We start from the raw sequence: 16,871 nt of genomic DNA, 5'->3' as shown, positions 1-16,871 counted from the left end.
CTTGCGCGGCCACACCCCACTTTGAAAACAGACCCTATGCATTCAAGTGGAGCCTGAACCCGAAGACCGGCAGTGCGCCCTGCATGAAGTCGAGATCCTGCGAGCGCTCGAACCCCATCCGTTCGTAGAGCCCCCACGCGATCCCCATGGCCTCGGTCGTGTGCAGGATCACCTGGGCGTGTCCCCGCTCCCGCGCCAACCCGATGCAGGCCAGGGTGAGGGCCCGGCCGATCCCCATGCCCCGGAACCTCGGGTCCACGCCGAGCAGGCGGATGCCGGAGGCGTTCGTGACCGCCGTGGCGGTTCCGCCGGAGCCGTACTCGGCCATGTCCCCGAAATAGACGACGCCTCCCATCAGCTGGCCCGAGGACGAGACGGCCACGAGCACCTTGGCGTCCTTCCTGTCCGCGAAGGCGCCGATCCGAGCCAGCATCGCGTAGTAGCCGGGCTGCTCTTCCGGCCTGGGGAAGCCCGCCAGGCCCGAATAGACCTCGACCATCAGCCGGCCGAGCCGTTCGGATTCGTCTTCCCGGAGCTCACGGATGCACAGGTCCTGGTTCATCCCTGCTCTCCCCTCCGTCAGATGTCCACCACTTCCACGTCGCCCAGCGCCTCTTCCAGGAAGCGGCTCCCCACCTCCTTCAGGCGGCTGCTGGCGTCTGTGAGCTGGACGCGAAGGCTGCCGCGGGCGCTTTGCGTGCGGTAGCCCAGGCTGCCCTGGAGCAGGCGGTCCACCACCTTGGCGGTGACCCGGCCGCTGTCGATCCAGTGGGTGCCGGGGCGGCAGCGCTCCAGGCTGGGCAGCAGGGTGGGGTAGTGGGTGCAGCCCAGCACCACGGTTCTCACATCGGATGGCAGCAGGTCCAGGTAGCGGCGGCAGACGTTGTCGGTGATGGGATCGTCGAACCAGCCTTCCTCCGCGAGGGGCACCAGCAGGGGGCAGGCCACGCTGTGGATGATTTTTGCCGGATCCCGGCGGCGGATGGCCGCCTCGTAGGCCCCGCTGCCCACGGTGGCCAGGGTGCCGATGACGCCCACGGCGCCGGGTGCCTCCGCCGCGGCCTCCGCGCCGGGCTCGATGACCCCGATGACCGGGCAGGGGCTCACGGCCTGGAGGGCGGGCAGACCATGGGCGCTGGCCGTGTTGCAGGCGATGACGATGAGCTTGGGATCGTGGCGCTGGAGCAGCTCGCCCATCTGGAGGGTGTAGCGCTCGATGGTGTGGTGGCTCTTGCTGCCGTAGGGCAGCCGCGCCGTGTCGCCCAGGTAGATCAGCTCCTCCTGGGGCACCAGCTGCCGCAGGGCGTGGATGACCGTGAGGCCCCCGATGCCCGAGTCGAAGACACCGATGGGGCGGTCCGCACGGCTCATGAGGCTTCCCGCGTGGCCAGCACCGCGATCCACTCGCCTTCCTTCAGCACCTTCTCCGGCTTGAAGCCGTGCGAAACGAGGCTCACCAGGGCCTCGTCCGTGCGCTCGGCCAGGATGCCGCTGGCCACGAGCCAGCCGCCGGGCGCGGCCACCTCCGCCATGCGGGGCAGCAGCTCCTGGATGGTCTCCAGCAGGATGTTGGCCAGCAGGCCCGCGTAGGGGCCCCGCACCTGCGGGTGGTCCAGGGTGCCCACGAAACTGTCGTAGGGCCGTTCGCCCTTCAGAAGGTGGGTGTTCAGCTCCACGAGTTCGGTCATGGCGGGACCGCAGTCGGGATCGATGTCGAAGGCCGTGAGGCCGCGCCCGCCCAGCAGGAAGGCCGCCAGGGAGAGGATGCCCGTGCCCGCGCCGATGTCGAGCACCGGCCCCTTCAGGCGGCCCGCGGCGGCCAGCTCCTCCAGCAGCTCCATGCAGAGGCGCGTGGTCTCGTGCCCGCCGGTGCCGAAGGCGAGGCCCGGGTTCACCACCAGGTCCAGCCGGTCCGCCGGACCGGGGGTCGCGTCCCAGAGGGGTCGCACGTGGAAGCGCGTGCCCACCTCGAAGGCGCCGAAGCCCTCCCGGCTCTTGGCCAGCCAGTCCTCGTCGCCGAAGGCCTCGGCCTCCAGCAGGCGCACGCCGGGGAAGGCCGCCAGGCCCGCCGACTCCGGAGGCGCCTGGTCCGGGGGGAAATAGGCGAAGCAGGCCCGCGGCGGATCGGCCTCGCGGTAGAAGGCAGAGGATCCCCGCGCCTCCAGCCAGGCGCAGAGCGCCTCTTCCTGGGGGTCGGGCACCTCCAGCTTCCACCTCAGATGCGTCGCGTCCGTCATGCCCTCAGGTTAACAGGGGCGCCTCAGGCCTCCGCCTCGGCCCCGTCCGCATCCTCCAGATCCAGCCGCTTCATCTTTTCCAGGAAGGTTGTGCGCTTGAGGCCCAGCAGGTCGGCCGCGCGCTTCTTGTTGCCCCGGGTGATGGCGAGGCTCTGGAGCATGAGGGTCTTCTCCATGTCCGACACCACCTGGTTCAGGTCCATGCCCTCGGGCGGCAGGTCCACCCCGAAGGCCGCCGCCGGAGGCGGGAACGAGGCCGTGGCCGGAGGTACGAAGGCTGGAGGTACGAAGGTGGCCGGCACCACGTTCGGGGCCGGCGCTTCGGCGCCATTCGAAGGAAGCCCCATCCGGTCCGCGAGGAAGGTGAAGTCCTCCCGCGTGAGCACCGGCCGGGTGCCCGAGAGCACGATGGCCCGCTCGATGGCGTTCTCCAGCTGGCGCACGTTGCCGGGCCAGGGCAGGGACATCAGCAGGGGATCCACGCTGGGGTGCAAAGCTTTGGGATAGAGGCGGTGCTCGCGGGCCTTGCGGTTGAGGAAGTGCTGGGCCAGGAAGGGGATCTCCTCCACCCTCGTCCGCAGCGGCGGCATGAGGATGGGCACCACCTCCAGGCGATAGAACAGGTCTTCGCGGAAGCTGCCGTCCTGCACCTTCTTCCACAGGTCCACGTTGGAGGCGGTCACCACCCGCAGGTCCACCTTCACGGGCGCGCCGCCGCCCAGGGGCTGCACCTCGCGCTCCTGGAGCACCCGCAGGAGGCGCACCTGGGCCGCCAGGGGCATGGTCCCGACTTCATCCAGGAAGATGGTTCCGCCCTGGGCTTCGCGGAACTTGCCGGGCGTGTCCTTGCGGGCATCCGTGAAGGCGCCCTTGTTGTAGCCGAAGAGCTCCGACTCCAGCAGGTTCTCGGGGATGGCGCCGCAGTGGACGGCTACGAAGGGCTCCGCGGCATCGGCGCTCATGCGGTGGATGGCCCGGGCGATGACCTCCTTGCCCGTGCCGCTCTCCCCCAGCAGCAGCACCGTGGCCCGGGTGGCGGACGCGGCCCGGGCCCGGGCCAGCACCTCCTGCATGGCGGGGCTGGTGCCGATGAGGCCGAAGGCCAGGGCCTGCGAGGCGCTGAGCTGCGTGGTGTTGCCCGAGCGCGGCCGCAGGCCCGGCATGGGCGGCTCGGGCCCCAGCACGCCCCAGCGCACGCTGCCCAGGGCGCCCCACTCAGTGAGGGCTTTGGAATCCATGGGCGGAGCATCCGGCTTCAAGCCGAGGAGGATGGGCAGGGCCATCACCTCGGCCATGAGGCGCGTCATCTCCGGCGGCGGCCAGGCCCCCTTGGCGCTGATCACCCACAGGTCCGTGTCCCTGGGCGGCAGGGCCGGCGAAGAGCTGTGGTCCACCGTCACATCCCAAAGGCCCGCCCACCGATGCTCCAGCCCCCCCGTGTCTTCGCCGAGGGTGGACCAGTGGAGGCGCGGCAGCTGGGTCATGGGCTCCTGGGTTGGATTCAGCCTAGAGGCAGGGAACGCCGGGTCAAGTCAAAAAAATGACCTCGGCATGGTCTGCTTGCCCCTGGGCGTACATTGGAGGAGCACCCCCGGAGGTCCCCATGGCCCTGACGGAATCCACCATGGTCCCGCTCGGCACGACCTGTCCGGACTTCACCCTGCCGGGGGTGGACGGGCGGCTCTGGTCCCTGCACGACTTCCACTGCCCCGCCCTGCTGGTGGTGGTCATGTGCAACCACTGTCCCTACGTGCAGGCCGTGGACGACCGGCTCAACGCACTGGCGAAGGCCTACCAGGGGCGCTGCGCGGTGGTGGGGATCAATGCCAACGACGCGGAGACCTACCCGGAGGACAGCTTCGAGGCCATGCGGGCCCGGGCCGCAGCCAAGGGCTACGCCTTCCCCTACCTCTGGGACGAGGAGCAGGTGGTGGCCCGCAGCTTCGGCGCCGTGTGCACGCCGGACTTCTTCCTCTACGACCAGCACCGCCACCTGGTCTACCGGGGCCGCCTGGATGACAACTGGAAGGACGCGGTCCACGTGACCCGGCGGGAGCTGAAGGCCGCCATCGACCGCGTACTGGCGGGCCAGGAGCCCCTGGAAGTCCAGCATCCGAGCATGGGGTGCAGCATCAAATGGCGGAACCATCGGTGAGAGTACCTAACAAAACCCCCACGGGGCCGCGCGAGGGTCGCCGGGCGAGCGAGGCGAGGAACGCGAGGGAGGCTCCGGCTCCACGAGCCGTAGGCGAGTGGGAGGCACGCAAGGCGTGCCGTCAGACGGAGGGCGTAGCGGCATCGCCCTCCACCTGGTGGGCCCTGCCCCGCAGGGCCCACCCGCTCGTTCCTCGCGGAGGTGGAGCCTCCCCGCCGGCCCTCGCCCGGAGGGAGAAAGCCAGGTGGGCGCCGCGCGGCGTCAGGTCCCTTGAACAACGAACCACGTTGCCCTGCGGGCCCTTCCTTGCGGTGCATCCCACCTGGCTTTCTCGCGGACCCGTCGGGCTTTGTTAGGCACTCTGCGACTCTTCTTCGCGCTGCCGCTCCCCCCGGCGCTGCAGGCATCCCTGGGGCGCTGGCAGGCGGGACATCCCGGGATCGACCGCTGGTCCCGGCCGGAGGGCCTGCACCTGACCCTGGCCTTCCTCGGCGAGCGTCCGGCCGAAGGCCTGCCCGGCCTCGAAGCCCTGGGCGCCGGGGTCGCCGGCCGCCATCGGACCTTTTCCCTGGCCACGGCCGGACTGGGCACCTTCCCCGCAGGCCCCCGGGCGCGGGTGCTCTGGCTGGCGCTGGCTCCCAACCCCGCCCTCGAGGCCCTGGCCGCGGACTTGCGTGGAGCCCTGGCGGCGGCGGGCGAGGCCTTCGACACCAAGCCCTTCCAGGCCCACCTCACGTTGGCGCGGCTCCGGCGGCCCCGACCCCTGGGGGTGTTCGACGCGCCACCCCCCGCCAGCTTCACGGCGGATCGGCTGGTGCTCTTCGAGAGTGGCCCGCAGGGAAGTTACACGCCCCTGCGGGCCTGGAATCTGCGGACGGTATGATCGAGGTTTTTCCGGAGCCCCGATGCGCCTTGCCGTCCTGCCCGCCCTGCTTGCCACCGCCCTGCCCCTCTCGGCCCAGTGGGATCTGCGCCTGGAGCTGCCGCGGCCCTCGGGGCAGAACCTGCCCCAGACCCTGATCTCGGGCACGGGCCAGCTGGTGGCCGGGGACTTCGACACGGGCAAGGGCTTCATCGCCACCGTGAACCATCAGATCTTCCAGGTGGGCCCCCTGCTGAAGCTGGAGGGCGGCCTGGAATACTCGCAGTTCAAGGCGGACGGCAGCCTGGCCACGGGCACCACCGCCCAGGGCACCGCCCTGAAGCAGCAGGGCGTGGGGGTGGGGCTCAACGCCCAGGTGTGGGTGCCCTTCGTGGGCCTGGCCGGCGAGATCGGCCTCATCCAGCGCTTCCAGCGCTACACCGTGGACACGGCGGGGGCCTCCAGCGCCAAGGACCTGAGCCGCACCTGGCTGCGGGTGGGAGCCCGCTGGCGCATTCCCAGCGTGCTGGTCCATCCCTATCTGGCCGCCAGCTATCAGCAGCCGGTCAGCAAGGATCATCCGGTGCAGCTCGGCAGCGCCTCGGACCTGGGCGCCTACTTCACCGCCCAGGGCAGCGGCCAGGAATTCGAGCGGATGTGGACCTTCGGCGTGGGAGTGACCTTCTGATGCGGCGACTGCCCAATCTCGCCGGCATCCTGGCCGCGACCCTCACCCTTACGCTCACCGCCGCCGAGCGCCCCCGGCTGGTGGTGGCCGTCTCCGTGGACCAGCTCTCCGCCGAGCTGATGCAGACCTACGGGCCCGAGCTGACCGGCGGCCTGGCCCGCCTCATGCGCGAAGGGACTTATTTCACCGAGGCCTACCACGACCACGGCTTCACCGAGACCGGTCCGGGCCACTCCGTGCTGCTGTCGGGCCGGTTCCCGGCGCACACGGGCATCGTCGAGAACCGCTGGTTCGAGCGCGCGTCCGGCCGCTTCGTCTACTGCGTGGAGAACGGGGAGGGCGGCGGCTCCGCCACCTCCACCAACGCGCGCTTCCTGGGCGAGACCCTGGGCGACTGGCTCCAGGCCCAGGCCCCCGGCAGCCGCGCCTTCTCGGTGTCGGGCAAGGACCGCGCGGCCATCCTCATGGCGGGCCGCCGGCCCACGGCGGTCTACTGGTTCTCCGGAGCGGCCGGCTTCATCACGTCTCCGGCCTACGCCGAGCGGCTCCCCGCGTGGATGATGACCTTCGACGCTGGCCTGAAGGAGCGCTTCGCCACGCGTAGCTGGCTGTGGATGAAGGAACCGTCGACCCCCGAGGGCCGCGTGGCCACCTGGACCTTCCCGGGCCAGGTCATCCGCAATGGCGCCCTGCCCCGCCTCGTCCAGGGCGCGGGCATGCCCCTCGACAAGGGCTTCGAGAGCCGGTTCCGCAAATCGCCCTTCCTCGACGAGGTCACCCTGGAGGCCACGGAGACCCTGATGGAGGCGGAGCACCTGGGCCGGGGCCCCGCCACGGATCTGCTGACCGTGAGCTTCTCGGCCACGGACTACATCGGCCACAGCTACGGGATCCTGGGCACGGAGATGCGCGACCAGATCCATCGCCTGGACCGCACCCTGGCCCGGCTGCTGGAGGCGGTGCGGCGCCGGGACCCGGGCGCCTGGGTGGTGCTCTGCGCCGATCACGGCGGCATGGACATTCCCGAAGCCCTGTCCGACAACGGGTTCCCCGCCCGGCGCATCGACGTGCCCGCCTTCCTGAAGGAGCTCCGGGAGGCCCTGAAGGTCGCCTTCAAGGTGGACGCCGACCTCGTGGAGGACTCACCCGAGCCGAACGATCTCTACCTGCGGGAGTCCGCCCTCAAGGCCGCCGCGCTGGACCGGAAGGCCGTGATCGCGAAGGTCCAGGCCTGGCTGCGCGCCCGACCCGAGGTGGCCGATGCCTTCACCGCCGAGGAACTGGCCGCCACGGATCCCGCCGCCGCGGGCAGCCCGCGGGACTCCAGCCTCCGCGTCCTCCTGCGCCGCAGCTTCGCCGCCGGGCGCAGCGGCGACGTGCTCGTGGCCTTCAAGCCCTGGACGGTCTTCGGCGTGCCCCCCACGGAATGGCCCACGGGTCATGGGACCCCCTATGCCTATGACCGGCGGGTCCCGCTGATCTTCTGGGGCCCCTGGAAGGCCGGCGAGCGCCCCGAGCCCGTCCGCACCGTGGACCTCGCCCCCACCCTCGCCCGGGAACTGGGCCTGAAGCCCGGCCCGGTGGACGGGCACCCGCTGGACCTGGCGCCTAAGCGCTAGGATGTCCGCATGGCCCTCTCCCGCGACGCCTCGATCGTGATTCTCACCGGCGCGGGGATCTCCGCGGAGAGCGGCCTGCGCACCTTCCGGGACGCCAACGGCCTCTGGGAGAACCACCGGGTGGAGGACGTGGCCACCCCCGAAGCCTTCCAGCGCAACCCCGCCCTGGTGCACCGCTTCTACAACGCGCGGCGGCGAAGCCTGCCAGGCGTCCGGCCCAATGCGGCCCACGCGGCCCTGGCGCGCCTGGAGTGCGAGTGGCCCGGCGAGGTGCTGCTGGTCACGCAGAACGTGGACGACCTCCACGACCGCGCCGGGTCGCGGAACCTGCTCCACATGCACGGCGAGCTGCTCAAGGGCCGCTGCCTGGCCTGCCGGGCGGTTCTGGACTGGCCCGGCGACATGGATGCCGACAGCCGCTGCCCCGTCTGCCGGCGCGGAGGGATGCGCCCCCACATCGTCTGGTTCGGCGAGGTGCCGCTGGAGATGGACCGCATCTTCGACGCCCTGGAGCGCTGCGACCTCTTCGCGGCCATCGGCACCAGCGGCCACGTCTACCCCGCCGCGGGCTTCGTGGCGGCCGTGGGCCCCGGGGCCCGCACGGTGGAGCTCAACCTCGAGCCCAGCCGCGTGGTGGACGCCTTCCGGGAACATCGCGTGGGCCGGGCAACGGATCTCGTGCCGGCCTTCGTGGAGGAGCTCCTGCGGACCTAGGCCTGGCCCATGGCGCTCAGGATGAATCCGTCCTGGGGGTCGCCCTGGCGCCAGATGACGGCCACGTGGCCGCCGGGAGCCAGCACGGCGCCTGGATTCTGGATGTCCTTCCGGCTGGGCGTGCCCAGGAGGAGGGGCCGCGCGCTCCAGGCCCGGCCATCGAAGCGCCGGACGCAGACCATGGCCTGGGCGGCCTGGCGCTGGAGCCAGAGGACCACGGCGTGACCCTCGGGATTGACGGCCAGGGCATGGGCCTGGCTGTGGCCGGCATCCTCCACCAGCAGTGTGCGCTGCTCGTCCCAGCGCCCCTCGGCAAAGCGCTTGGCGTAGAGCTTCATCAGGCCCGCCGCCTCCTGCCGCCACACGAGGTGGGCGCCGCCCCGGGCGTCCATTCCCACCTGGGGCCAGAGGATGGCGCGACCCGAGCTGAGGCGCGGGGCCCTCGTCCACTCGATCCGGCGGGCGTCCAGGTGGCTGGCCTGCAGGGTGCGGATACCCGCCTCCCCCTCCTCCACCCACAGCACGATGGCGTTTCCCCGCGCGTCCACGGCCATCCGGAGGTAGATGGAGCGGCCCTCGGCCACCCGCGTGGGGCGGTCGCTCCAGCAGCGGCCTCCGGGATCGTAGTGGCAGGCCACGATGCGGTTCCCGCCGGCGTCCCAGGCCACCAGGCCCTGGCCCGCGTCATTGACCGCCAACTGTGGGAACATGGGCTCAGAGGAAGGATCCCCCAGCGGAATGGGCTGCGGGTCCCATCCCCCGTCATCGGCCCGGTACCCGCTGGTGTAGATGCGGTAGGCCCCGGGCGTCCCATGGCACCAGACGACATGGATGTTCCCCTGGAGGTCCATGGCCGTGTGCAGGCTGTGCACCTCGCCGGAGGCGGCCTGGAGGGTCATGGGGTAGGGCACCCAGGTCTCCTGGCTCCCCAGCATGTGGCGGGCGCAGACCCGGACCTGGTCCCCCTCCTGCTCGTGCCAGACCACCGCCAGTTCGCTGCGGCAGTTCATGGCGATCTCCGGCGCCTGGGCCTGGGTGCGGGCGCTGTCGAGGCGCCGGGGCACCACATCCCAGCTCCGCTGGTCCGCGTGGTAGCGGCAGATGTAGACGCCTTCGTGGTCCGAGCTCCGGTGGTGCCAGGCCGCCAGGGCGTTGCCCTGGTCGTCCATGGCGATCTGCGGCCGGCCCACCCGGCCCCGGTCCAGGGCCCTCGGCCGCTCCCAGGTGCCGGCGGTGGGCGCGGGCTTCCGGGGCAGCAGTCGACTCAGCAGCGATCGAAACGACACGGGGCGTCTCCGTCCAAGGGCCTGGTTCAGGAGGGGATCCTGCGCCCATCCTACTCCCGGGCAGGGCAAAAAATCCCTCCTACTTCGCCACCGGCAGCTCCACGAAGCTAGCCTTTCCGGGCATGTGCCAGATGCGCTGGGTGGCGCGGCGGTAGTCCTCGGGCCGGGCGAAGAAGATGTTGGGCACGAAGGTCTGGGGGTTGCGCTCGTAGAGAGGGAACCAGGTGGACTGCACCTGCACCATGACGCGGTGGCCCGGCAGGAACACGTGGTTCGCCGCCGGCAGGGCGAAGCGGAAGACCAGGGGCTCGTCCGGCTTCAGGGCCTTCGGCGCGTCCCAGCCCTCCCGGTAGCGCCCCCGAAAGATGTCCGCAGACACCATGAGCTGGTAGCCGCCCATCTGCGGCTGGCCCGCCACCTCGTCCGGGTAGACGTCGATGACCTTCACCACCCAGTCGGCGTCGGTGCCGGTGGTGGAAGCCACCAGGTTCGCCACGGGCTCGCCGGCGATGCGCAGCGGCTCCTTCAGCGGCTCGGAGACGAAGGCCAGCACGTCGGGCCGCCCCGAGGCCTCCCGCTGGTCGTCCGTGAGCCACTGGGACCAGGTGTGGGCGGCATCGTAGCCCACGGGCTGGATGGGCCGGGCCCGGAAGGGAACGGGCTTGGCCGGGTCGGATACATAGGCTTCGTACGAGGCGCCGCCGGCCTTCGGGGCGGTGGTGGACACCTTCAGCCCCGCCTCGAGGTAGAAGGGCGTGGCGCGGACGGCGGTACCTTCGCCGGCCACGGGCCAGGCCGGGAGCTTCTTCCAGGTGTTGGCGCCCGTCTCGAAGGCGCTCACGGGCGGCAGGTCCGCCTTGGCGGCCCCCTTCAGGTGCTGGTCGAGGAAGGGCTTCAGGATCTCGCGCCGGAAGTGCAGGGCCGTGTCCTGGCCGAACTTCAGGGGCCCGAGGGCGCTGCCCTCCCCGATCTCGCCGCCGTGGCTCCAGGGGCCCATGGCCAGGAAGAGGCGGTCGCCCGCGGAGTCCTTGGGCTTGAGCGCCTTCCACACGGCCAGGGCGCCGTAGATGTCCTCGGCGTCGTAGAGGCTGTGCACCAGGAGCGTGGGCACCCGGAGGGGCCAGCTGGCCAGCACCTTGTCCATGGCCTGCTGCTGCCAGAAGGCGTCGTAGGCCGGGTGTTCCGTGATCTTGCGCCAGAAGCCCAGCTGCTCCATGCCCCGGCTGGCGGCCAGGGCCCCCGTGGAGCCCGCCCGCAGGAACAGGTCGTAGTCGTCGAAGACGTCGGTCCACCACTTCAGGTCGTTCCCGCGGGTGGCCTGCTGCTCGTAGATGTAGCTGAGGTTCTGGGCGCGGAAGGCGCCGTGATGGAACCAGTCGTCTCCCCGCCAGCCGTCCACCATGGGGTTCATGGGCACGACCGCCTTCAGGGCCGGGTGAGGATCCACCAGCGCCATGAGGGGCAGGAAGCCGTCGTACGAGATGCCCAGGATGCCCACGCGGCCATTGCTCTCCGGCAGGTGCTTCACCAGCCAGTCGATGGTGTCCCAGGTGTCCGTGCTGTGGTCCACCTCCGAGTGGTTGAGGGGCCCGCGCAGGGGCCGGTTCATGACGTAGTCGCCTTCGGAGCCGTACTTGCCGCGGATGTCCTGGATCACGCGGATGTAGCCGCCTTCCACGATGAGGTCCGTCACGTTGTCGTAGCCCTGGAGCACGGGCCCCAGGTGCGCGCTGGCGGCGTGGCTGGTCTGCACGGCGGCGCTGTAGGGCGTGCGGGTCAGGAGGATGGGCGCGTCCTTGGCGCCCTTGGGGATCAGGATGATGGTCTTCAGCTTCACCCCGTCCCGCATGGGGATCATCACCTCCCGGCGCGTGTGGTCCCAGCTCCCCGAGGCCTCCTTGAATTCGGCCGGCATCTCGCTCGGCAGGCCCGTGCCCTGGGCCATGAGCCCCGCGGCCGGAGCCAGCGTGAGGGCCAGCGTGAGGGCCGAGGAGACCAGGGATCGCGTGATGGACATGGATGCCTCCAGCGCCTCCCGCCGTCGCCGGTGGCCCGGCGCGAAGGCGCGGAGGAGCGGGTCGGCGGTGGAAGGAGATCGGCCAGTCTAGCCTGGGCGGAACCCGCAGGGTGGGGGAAGCAGTCGCGACATTTTTTGCCGACTGCGACATCCGTCGAACCCCGGGCGTGAAAATCGCACCAGGCGCGCAGATCTCGAGCCGGTTCATTGAATATAGAAGATTCATGGGTCATCTGATCGTGCCACCGGGAAATGGCTTGAACGGCCTAGACTATTTCCCAGGGAGGCGGGCATGTCCGATCGACAGCGCCCTTCAGGCGAGGAGAAGGAAGGGGCTCGTCCCCGATCCCCCCTCCTGGACTGCGCCTACCTGGACACCTGCCTCCAGCACGGGATTCCCGAGGCGCGCCTCCTCCAGATGGTCGATCTGTTCGAGCACCGCTTCGCCGAGGAGGGCCTCCACCTGCGGGAGGCCCTCGAGGCCGCGGACTTCGCGCGGGTGCGCGCCTCCGCCCACCGCCTGAAGGGCTCCTCGGGGAGCATCGGGCTGGCGACGCTCCGGTCCCGCGCCGCGGTCATCGAGGCGGCCGCGAAGGGTGGCGACCCGGCGGCCTGCCGGTCCGCCCTGGAAGGATTCCAGGAGGTCGGCGCCGCCTCCATCCAGGCCTTTCGCGACCACCTCAGGGCCCACGCGCCGCAGTGACCCGGCGATCCGGGGTCGGTTGCGTGGGTTGGCTCCTTCAGCGCCGTGAGCGCCTTTCCAGGGCTCCCTGGACGACCCGACGGATCTCGTCGGGCCCGCAGCGCCCTTTCATGAGCACATGGGTGAACGCTCCGTCCGATTCCACCGACTGGCTGTCTCCGGTGTAGAGGACCACCGGGAAGTCGGCGCCATAGGCTTCGCGCAGGAGGGGCAGCAGGTCGGCGCCGGCCCCGTCGGGCAGCATGCCGTCCAGGACCGCCAGGCCCCAGCGGCCCTCCAGGATCCGCTGCCGGGCGGCTTCCAGCGTGCTGACGTGATCGACCCTCGCCACGCCGTCCAGGGCGCTGGCCAGGAGCTCGCTCACCACATCGTCGTCCTCCACATGCAGGATGGCGGTGGGTCCATCCGGCCCTCCGTCGTCCGGCGCGGAGGGGCGGAGCGACACCGGAAGCTCCAGGCGGAAGACCGTGCGCCCGGGTTCGGATTCGAAGGCCATGGCGCCCCCCATCGACTGGGCGAAGGACCGGGAGATGGAGAGCCCGAGCCCGCTTCCAGGCTGCTGGTGGGGACCGCCGGCCTGGGAGAACTCCTGGAAGACCCTGGGCTGGAAGGCCGCCGGGATGCCGGGGCCGTGATCCTCCACCTCCACCGCCCAGCCGGTCCCGGATGGCAGGACGCGCGTGACCACGGATTCCCCTGGAGGGCTGTACTTCACCGCGTTCGACAGCAGGTTCACCAGGATCTGGATCACCCGGTCGGGATCCGCGCGAACCTCGGCTTCCTCCGAGCAGAGCTGCAGGGGCAGGTGCACGCCGAAGGAGTCGCTGTAGGCCTGGACCATCTCCACGGCCTGACGGGCGAGGGCCTGGAGGTTGCAGCGCCGCAGCGAGACGGACAGGTAGCCGCGCTTCGCCTGGCCGAGGATGTCGTCCACGATGCGGGCGAGGCGCACGGTGTTGGTGTGGGCCATGGCGGCGAAATCCCGGGCCTTCCCGGACAGGCCGTCGGCGCGTTCCTGTTCGAGCATCAGTTCCAGGCTGCTCCTGATGCTGGAGAGGGGCGTCCGCAGCTCGTGGATGACCGTGCGCAGGAAGCGCTCCTGCATGCGCTCGTGATCGCGACGGGCCGAGATGTTGCGGACGATGCTGAGGACCTGGCCGGGCTCGCAGGGCACGATGCGCGCCTCGAAATCCTCCCCGCGGCCGTCGATGGTGAGGTGGTATTCGATGGTGCGCGTCTCCCCGGTGTCGAGCACCTCGCCGATGCCCTGAAGGAAGGCCATGGCCTCCCCCGGGGGCAGAACCTCGGAGATGGTGTGCCCCAGGAGCTGCTCGGGGGGCTTGACCAGGTCGCCCGTGGAGCGCGCCACGACCTCCAGGTACGTCCCCTGGCGATCCTGGCGGAACAGGAAGTCCGGCAGGGCCTGGAGCATGAGCTTCAGGTGGGCGTCCCGGTCCAGCGCCTGCGGAGCATGGACGGCCGTTCCCGCGGGTGCCACGGCATTCCCGGCCCCCGCGGGGGGATGGATCAGCTCCAGCTCCGCCCAGGCGGCCAGGTCCTGCAGGTACTCCCGATCCGAGCGCGAGAAGGCGCGGGGAAGGCGGTCGATCACGCAGAGGGTTCCCACCAGGGCGTTCCCGGGGCCTCGCAGGGGCATGCCCGCGTAGAACCGGATGAAGGGAGGGCCGACGACCAGGGGATTGTCCGCGAACCGTTCATCAAGACTTGCATCCTCCACGACGAAGGGCTCCCAGGCCAGGATGGCGTGGCCGCAGAAGGACAGGTCCCGCGGCGCCTCGGCCTGGTCGAACCCCTGCCGGGCTTTGAGCCACAGGCGGGTGGCGTCCACCAGGCTCACGAAGGCGACGGGCATCTGGAAGAACCGGGCCGCCGCCCGGGCGATGCGGTCGAAGCGCGCTTCCGCCGGCGTGTCCAGGAGGCCGAGGCTCCGCACCACCTCCAGACGGAAGGCTTCATCGGGAGGCAGGGAGGGCGGTCGCATGGCGGGGGCCGGAGGACATGATCCCCTGTTTTCCCCGGCCCGGAAACCCGGGGCCCGGCCCCGCCTTTGCGGTACCCTGGAGAAACCCGCGCCAGGCCTCACGTGGCTCCGGCCCGCCCGGCCCTTCCCTGGATCCCATGTACTCGATTCTGCTCACCGAAGACGATCCGGTCACGGCGATGATGGCCGAGGAGATCCTGAGGACCCGCGGCTGTTCGGTCGAATGGGCCGCCAACGCCTCGGAGACGAGGGACTGCCTCTCGCGGACGGCCTACGATGCCCTGATCATGGACCTGGGCCTTCCGGACGAGGACGGGTTCGAGCTGCTGCGCGGACTGTCGTACCAGCATCCCAGCCTGCCCATCCTCGTCATGACCACCCGCGACGACGCGGCTTCCGCCATCCGGGGCCTCCGGTACGGGGCCACGGACTACCTCACCAAGCCCGTCACGCCCGATGTCCTCTTCGAAGGGCTCTCAGCGGCCATCCGGCAGAAGGCGGAGTTCTGGAACCTCCAGGAGAACGAGCGCCAGCGGCAACGCTACTCGGACCTGGGGCAGCTGGCGGCCTCCTTCGCCCACGAAGTCCGGAACCCCCTCGCCTCCATCCGGACCCTCTGCGAACTCCTGAACCAGGACCTCCAGCCCGGCCCCCAGCTGGAGTGCGTGGAGCGCCTCCAGAAGCTGGCCCTGCGCATCGAATCGCTCATGAAGGTCTTCCTCGACTTCAGCCGCCCTTCAGTGCCCACCCCCAAGGTCCTCGACGTGAAGTCCATGGTGCTCCGTTCCATGGAGAGCCTGGAGGGCCGCCTGCGCCCCTTCGGCACCAGCCCCACCCTCTCGGTTCCGCCCGGCGGCCTCACGGTCTACGCGGACGAGGTGCAGACCGTGAGCATCCTCGTGGCCCTCCTGGAGAACGCCCTGGACGCGGTGAAGGATCCCACCCGCATCCGGATCGAGGCGGCCTCCGCGGGAACCCTCCGTGGCCAGACCATGACCCACATCCGCATCTGCGACGATGGCCCCGGCATCCCGCCCCAGCTGTTGACGAAGATCTTCTCGCCCTTCTTCTCCACCAAGCCCAAGGGAACCGGGATCGGGCTGGCCATCGCCCACCGCCTGGCCCTGGAGAACCAGGGCAGCCTGGTGGCCACCTCCATCCCCCAGCAGGAGACCTGCCTCCTGCTCTCGCTCCCACGGGAGGCCCCTCGTGCCCAGGGTGCTGCTGACGGAAGATGACGATGACCTGGCCTTCGCCCTTGCCGGGCTGCTGAGCCGCCAGGGGTACGAAGTCGAACGCGCCGCCACAGCCGCCCAGGCGAGGAGCCTGGCCGCCCGGGCCCTCCACGACCTGGTGGTGATGGATCTCGGCCTGCCCGACGAGGACGGGCACGACCTGCTCAAGGGCCTCCTGGCCCAGGACCCCACCACGCCCGTCCTCGTCCTCACCGCCCGCGACGAAGCAGCTTCCGCCATCCGGGCCCTCCGCCTCGGCGCCGCGGACTACCTCACCAAGCCGGTGGGAGCCGAGACGCTCTTCTCGAGCCTCTCGGCCGCCCTCGAGCAGAGCACCCTCCGCCGGAGCCTCGAGGCCATGCGGCGCCAGTCCATGGCGGGCGAGGGGATCGTGGGCTCGGCCCCGGCCTTCCAGCGGGCCATGCGGGCCCTCACCCAGGCGGCCGGGGCCGTGCATGCCCCCGTGCTCATCACGGGAGAAACGGGCACCGGCAAGGAGCTGGCCGCCCGCTTCGTCCACCGCGCCAGTCCCCGGAAGGATGGCCCCTTCGTGGTGGTCAACGCGGCCTGCCTCCCCAAGGAACTGGTGGAATCCGAGCTGTTCGGGCACGAGGCCGGCGCCTTCACGGGCGCCAAGTCGGCCCGCCGGGGCCTGTTCGAGCTGGCCTCCCGGGGCACGCTGTTCCTGGATGAGATCGGGGAGCTTCCCCTCGACCTCCAGCCCAAGCTGCTGCGGGTGCTGGAAGGGCACCCCTTCCGCCGAGTGGGCGGCGAGCGGGAGATCCAGGTGGACGTCCGCATCGTGGCCGCGACCCACCGGGAGCTTTCCGCCTTCGTGGAGGCCGGCCGGTTCCGGGAGGACCTCTACTTCCGCCTCAAGGTCCTGGCCGTGCACCTGCCGCCGCTGCGGGAGCGGCTGGAGGACATTCCGCTCCTGGTGGACTGCTTCCTGGCGAAGTTCCGGGAGAGCATGGGCACCGCCCCTTCGGGCTGCTCCGCCGAGGCCATGGCGGCCCTGACCCGCTACCGGTGGCCCGGGAACATCCGCGAGCTGCGCAACGTCCTCGAGCGCGCCACCATCCTCACGCCCAGGGCCGAGATCCAGCTGGCGGACCTGCCCCCCGAGATCGCCGGATCCTCCGTCGGCCCCCCGCCACCCGCGCCCCAGGAGCGCCTGGAGGACACGATGCGGAGCCGGATGGTGGACGCCTGGGAGGCCTCCGGACGCAACCTCAGCCAGACCGCGAGGACCCTGGGCGTGACCCGGGTGACCCTCCGGTCCTGGCTCCGAAAGGCCGGGGCCTACCCGGTCAAAGACTGATCACCTGGTTAATAAATGATCCGGATCGCGGT

At 70.7% G+C, this 16,871-nt stretch carries 15 protein-coding genes; 8 read left to right on the top strand and 7 right to left on the bottom strand.

Annotated features, from left to right (window positions below; translation table 11 throughout):
- Positions 1–34: 34 nt before the first annotated feature.
- Genes MLG87_RS12055 through MLG87_RS12040 form a run of 4 tightly spaced genes read right to left on the bottom strand, consistent with a single transcriptional unit; the run spans position 35 to position 3,721 of the window.
- The gene (locus MLG87_RS12055) at positions 35–562 is read right to left on the bottom strand and encodes a GNAT family N-acetyltransferase (RefSeq protein ID WP_243295418.1); all 528 of its coding nucleotides are present in this window, start codon (positions 560–562) and stop codon (positions 35–37) included.
- Between the two features lie 17 nt (positions 563–579).
- Positions 580–1,371, bottom strand: coding sequence for a glutamate racemase (gene murI / locus MLG87_RS12050; RefSeq protein WP_243295417.1), 792 nt, complete (start codon positions 1,369–1,371; stop codon positions 580–582).
- On the bottom strand, positions 1,368–2,237 hold the full coding sequence (locus MLG87_RS12045; protein WP_243295416.1) for a 50S ribosomal protein L11 methyltransferase: 870 nt from the start codon (positions 2,235–2,237) through the stop codon (positions 1,368–1,370). Before MLG87_RS12045 ends, murI begins: the two co-directional genes overlap by 4 nt.
- Positions 2,238–2,260: 23 nt before the next feature.
- Positions 2,261–3,721, bottom strand: coding sequence for a sigma-54 interaction domain-containing protein (locus MLG87_RS12040; RefSeq protein ID WP_243295415.1), 1,461 nt, complete (start codon positions 3,719–3,721; stop codon positions 2,261–2,263).
- Positions 3,722–3,840: 119 nt separating this feature from the next.
- On the opposite strand from MLG87_RS12040, the gene MLG87_RS12035 reads away from it, so the two are divergent.
- The 5 genes from MLG87_RS12035 to cobB all read left to right on the top strand — a co-directional run bounded on the left by MLG87_RS12035 (position 3,841) and on the right by cobB (position 8,275).
- Positions 3,841–4,392: a thioredoxin family protein gene (locus MLG87_RS12035; protein WP_243295414.1), complete on the top strand. Its 552-nt coding sequence runs from the start codon at positions 3,841–3,843 to the stop codon at positions 4,390–4,392.
- Positions 4,393–4,741: 349 nt separating this feature from the next.
- Positions 4,742–5,275 (top strand): RNA 2',3'-cyclic phosphodiesterase, encoded by a 534-nt coding sequence (thpR, locus tag MLG87_RS12030; protein ID WP_243295413.1) that lies wholly within the window; start codon positions 4,742–4,744, stop codon positions 5,273–5,275.
- A 22-nt stretch (positions 5,276–5,297) separates the two neighbouring features.
- A complete protein-coding gene (locus MLG87_RS12025; protein ID WP_243295412.1) occupies positions 5,298–5,942 on the top strand; it encodes a hypothetical protein in 645 nt (214 codons plus the stop codon).
- Complete coding sequence (locus MLG87_RS12020; protein WP_243295411.1) at positions 5,942–7,561, top strand: alkaline phosphatase family protein; 1,620 nt, start codon at positions 5,942–5,944, stop codon at positions 7,559–7,561. Before MLG87_RS12025 ends, MLG87_RS12020 begins: the two co-directional genes overlap by 1 nt.
- A gap of 9 nt (positions 7,562–7,570) precedes the next feature.
- The gene (gene cobB / locus MLG87_RS12015) at positions 7,571–8,275 is read left to right on the top strand and encodes a Sir2 family NAD+-dependent deacetylase (RefSeq protein ID WP_243295410.1); all 705 of its coding nucleotides are present in this window, start codon (positions 7,571–7,573) and stop codon (positions 8,273–8,275) included.
- Here cobB and MLG87_RS12010 read toward each other — a convergent pair.
- Complete coding sequence (locus tag MLG87_RS12010) at positions 8,272–9,561, bottom strand: hypothetical protein (protein WP_243295409.1); 1,290 nt, start codon at positions 9,559–9,561, stop codon at positions 8,272–8,274. The two genes, cobB and MLG87_RS12010, sit on opposite strands and share 4 nt — an antisense overlap.
- 79 nt (positions 9,562–9,640) lie before the next feature.
- Entirely contained in the window at positions 9,641–11,578 is a 1,938-nt protein-coding gene (locus tag MLG87_RS12005) for a CocE/NonD family hydrolase (protein WP_243295408.1), read from the bottom strand.
- A gap of 292 nt (positions 11,579–11,870) precedes the next feature.
- Between MLG87_RS12005 and MLG87_RS12000 the strand changes: the two genes are divergently transcribed.
- Complete coding sequence (locus MLG87_RS12000) at positions 11,871–12,281, top strand: Hpt domain-containing protein (protein WP_243295407.1); 411 nt, start codon at positions 11,871–11,873, stop codon at positions 12,279–12,281.
- Between the two features lie 37 nt (positions 12,282–12,318).
- Here MLG87_RS12000 and MLG87_RS11995 read toward each other — a convergent pair whose 3' ends face one another.
- Positions 12,319–14,283: a hybrid sensor histidine kinase/response regulator gene (locus tag MLG87_RS11995; RefSeq protein WP_243295406.1), complete on the bottom strand. Its 1,965-nt coding sequence runs from the start codon at positions 14,281–14,283 to the stop codon at positions 12,319–12,321.
- A 137-nt stretch (positions 14,284–14,420) separates the two neighbouring features.
- Between MLG87_RS11995 and MLG87_RS11990 the strand changes: the two genes are divergently transcribed.
- Both MLG87_RS11990 and MLG87_RS11985 read left to right on the top strand, forming a co-directional pair.
- On the top strand, positions 14,421–15,521 hold the full coding sequence (locus MLG87_RS11990) for a hybrid sensor histidine kinase/response regulator (protein ID WP_243295405.1): 1,101 nt from the start codon (positions 14,421–14,423) through the stop codon (positions 15,519–15,521).
- Positions 15,493–16,839 carry a sigma-54-dependent transcriptional regulator gene (locus MLG87_RS11985; protein ID WP_243295404.1) on the top strand — a complete coding sequence of 449 codons (1,347 nt, stop codon included), beginning with the start codon at positions 15,493–15,495 and terminating at the stop codon, positions 16,837–16,839. Before MLG87_RS11990 ends, MLG87_RS11985 begins: the two co-directional genes overlap by 29 nt.
- Positions 16,840–16,871: the final 32 nt, after the last annotated feature.

The organism is Geothrix mesophila (genome assembly GCF_022808835.1).
In the GTDB taxonomy this organism is placed as follows: Bacteria; Acidobacteriota; Holophagae; order Holophagales; family Holophagaceae; genus Geothrix; species Geothrix paludis.
This window is presented reverse-complemented; position numbering and strand designations above follow the sequence as displayed.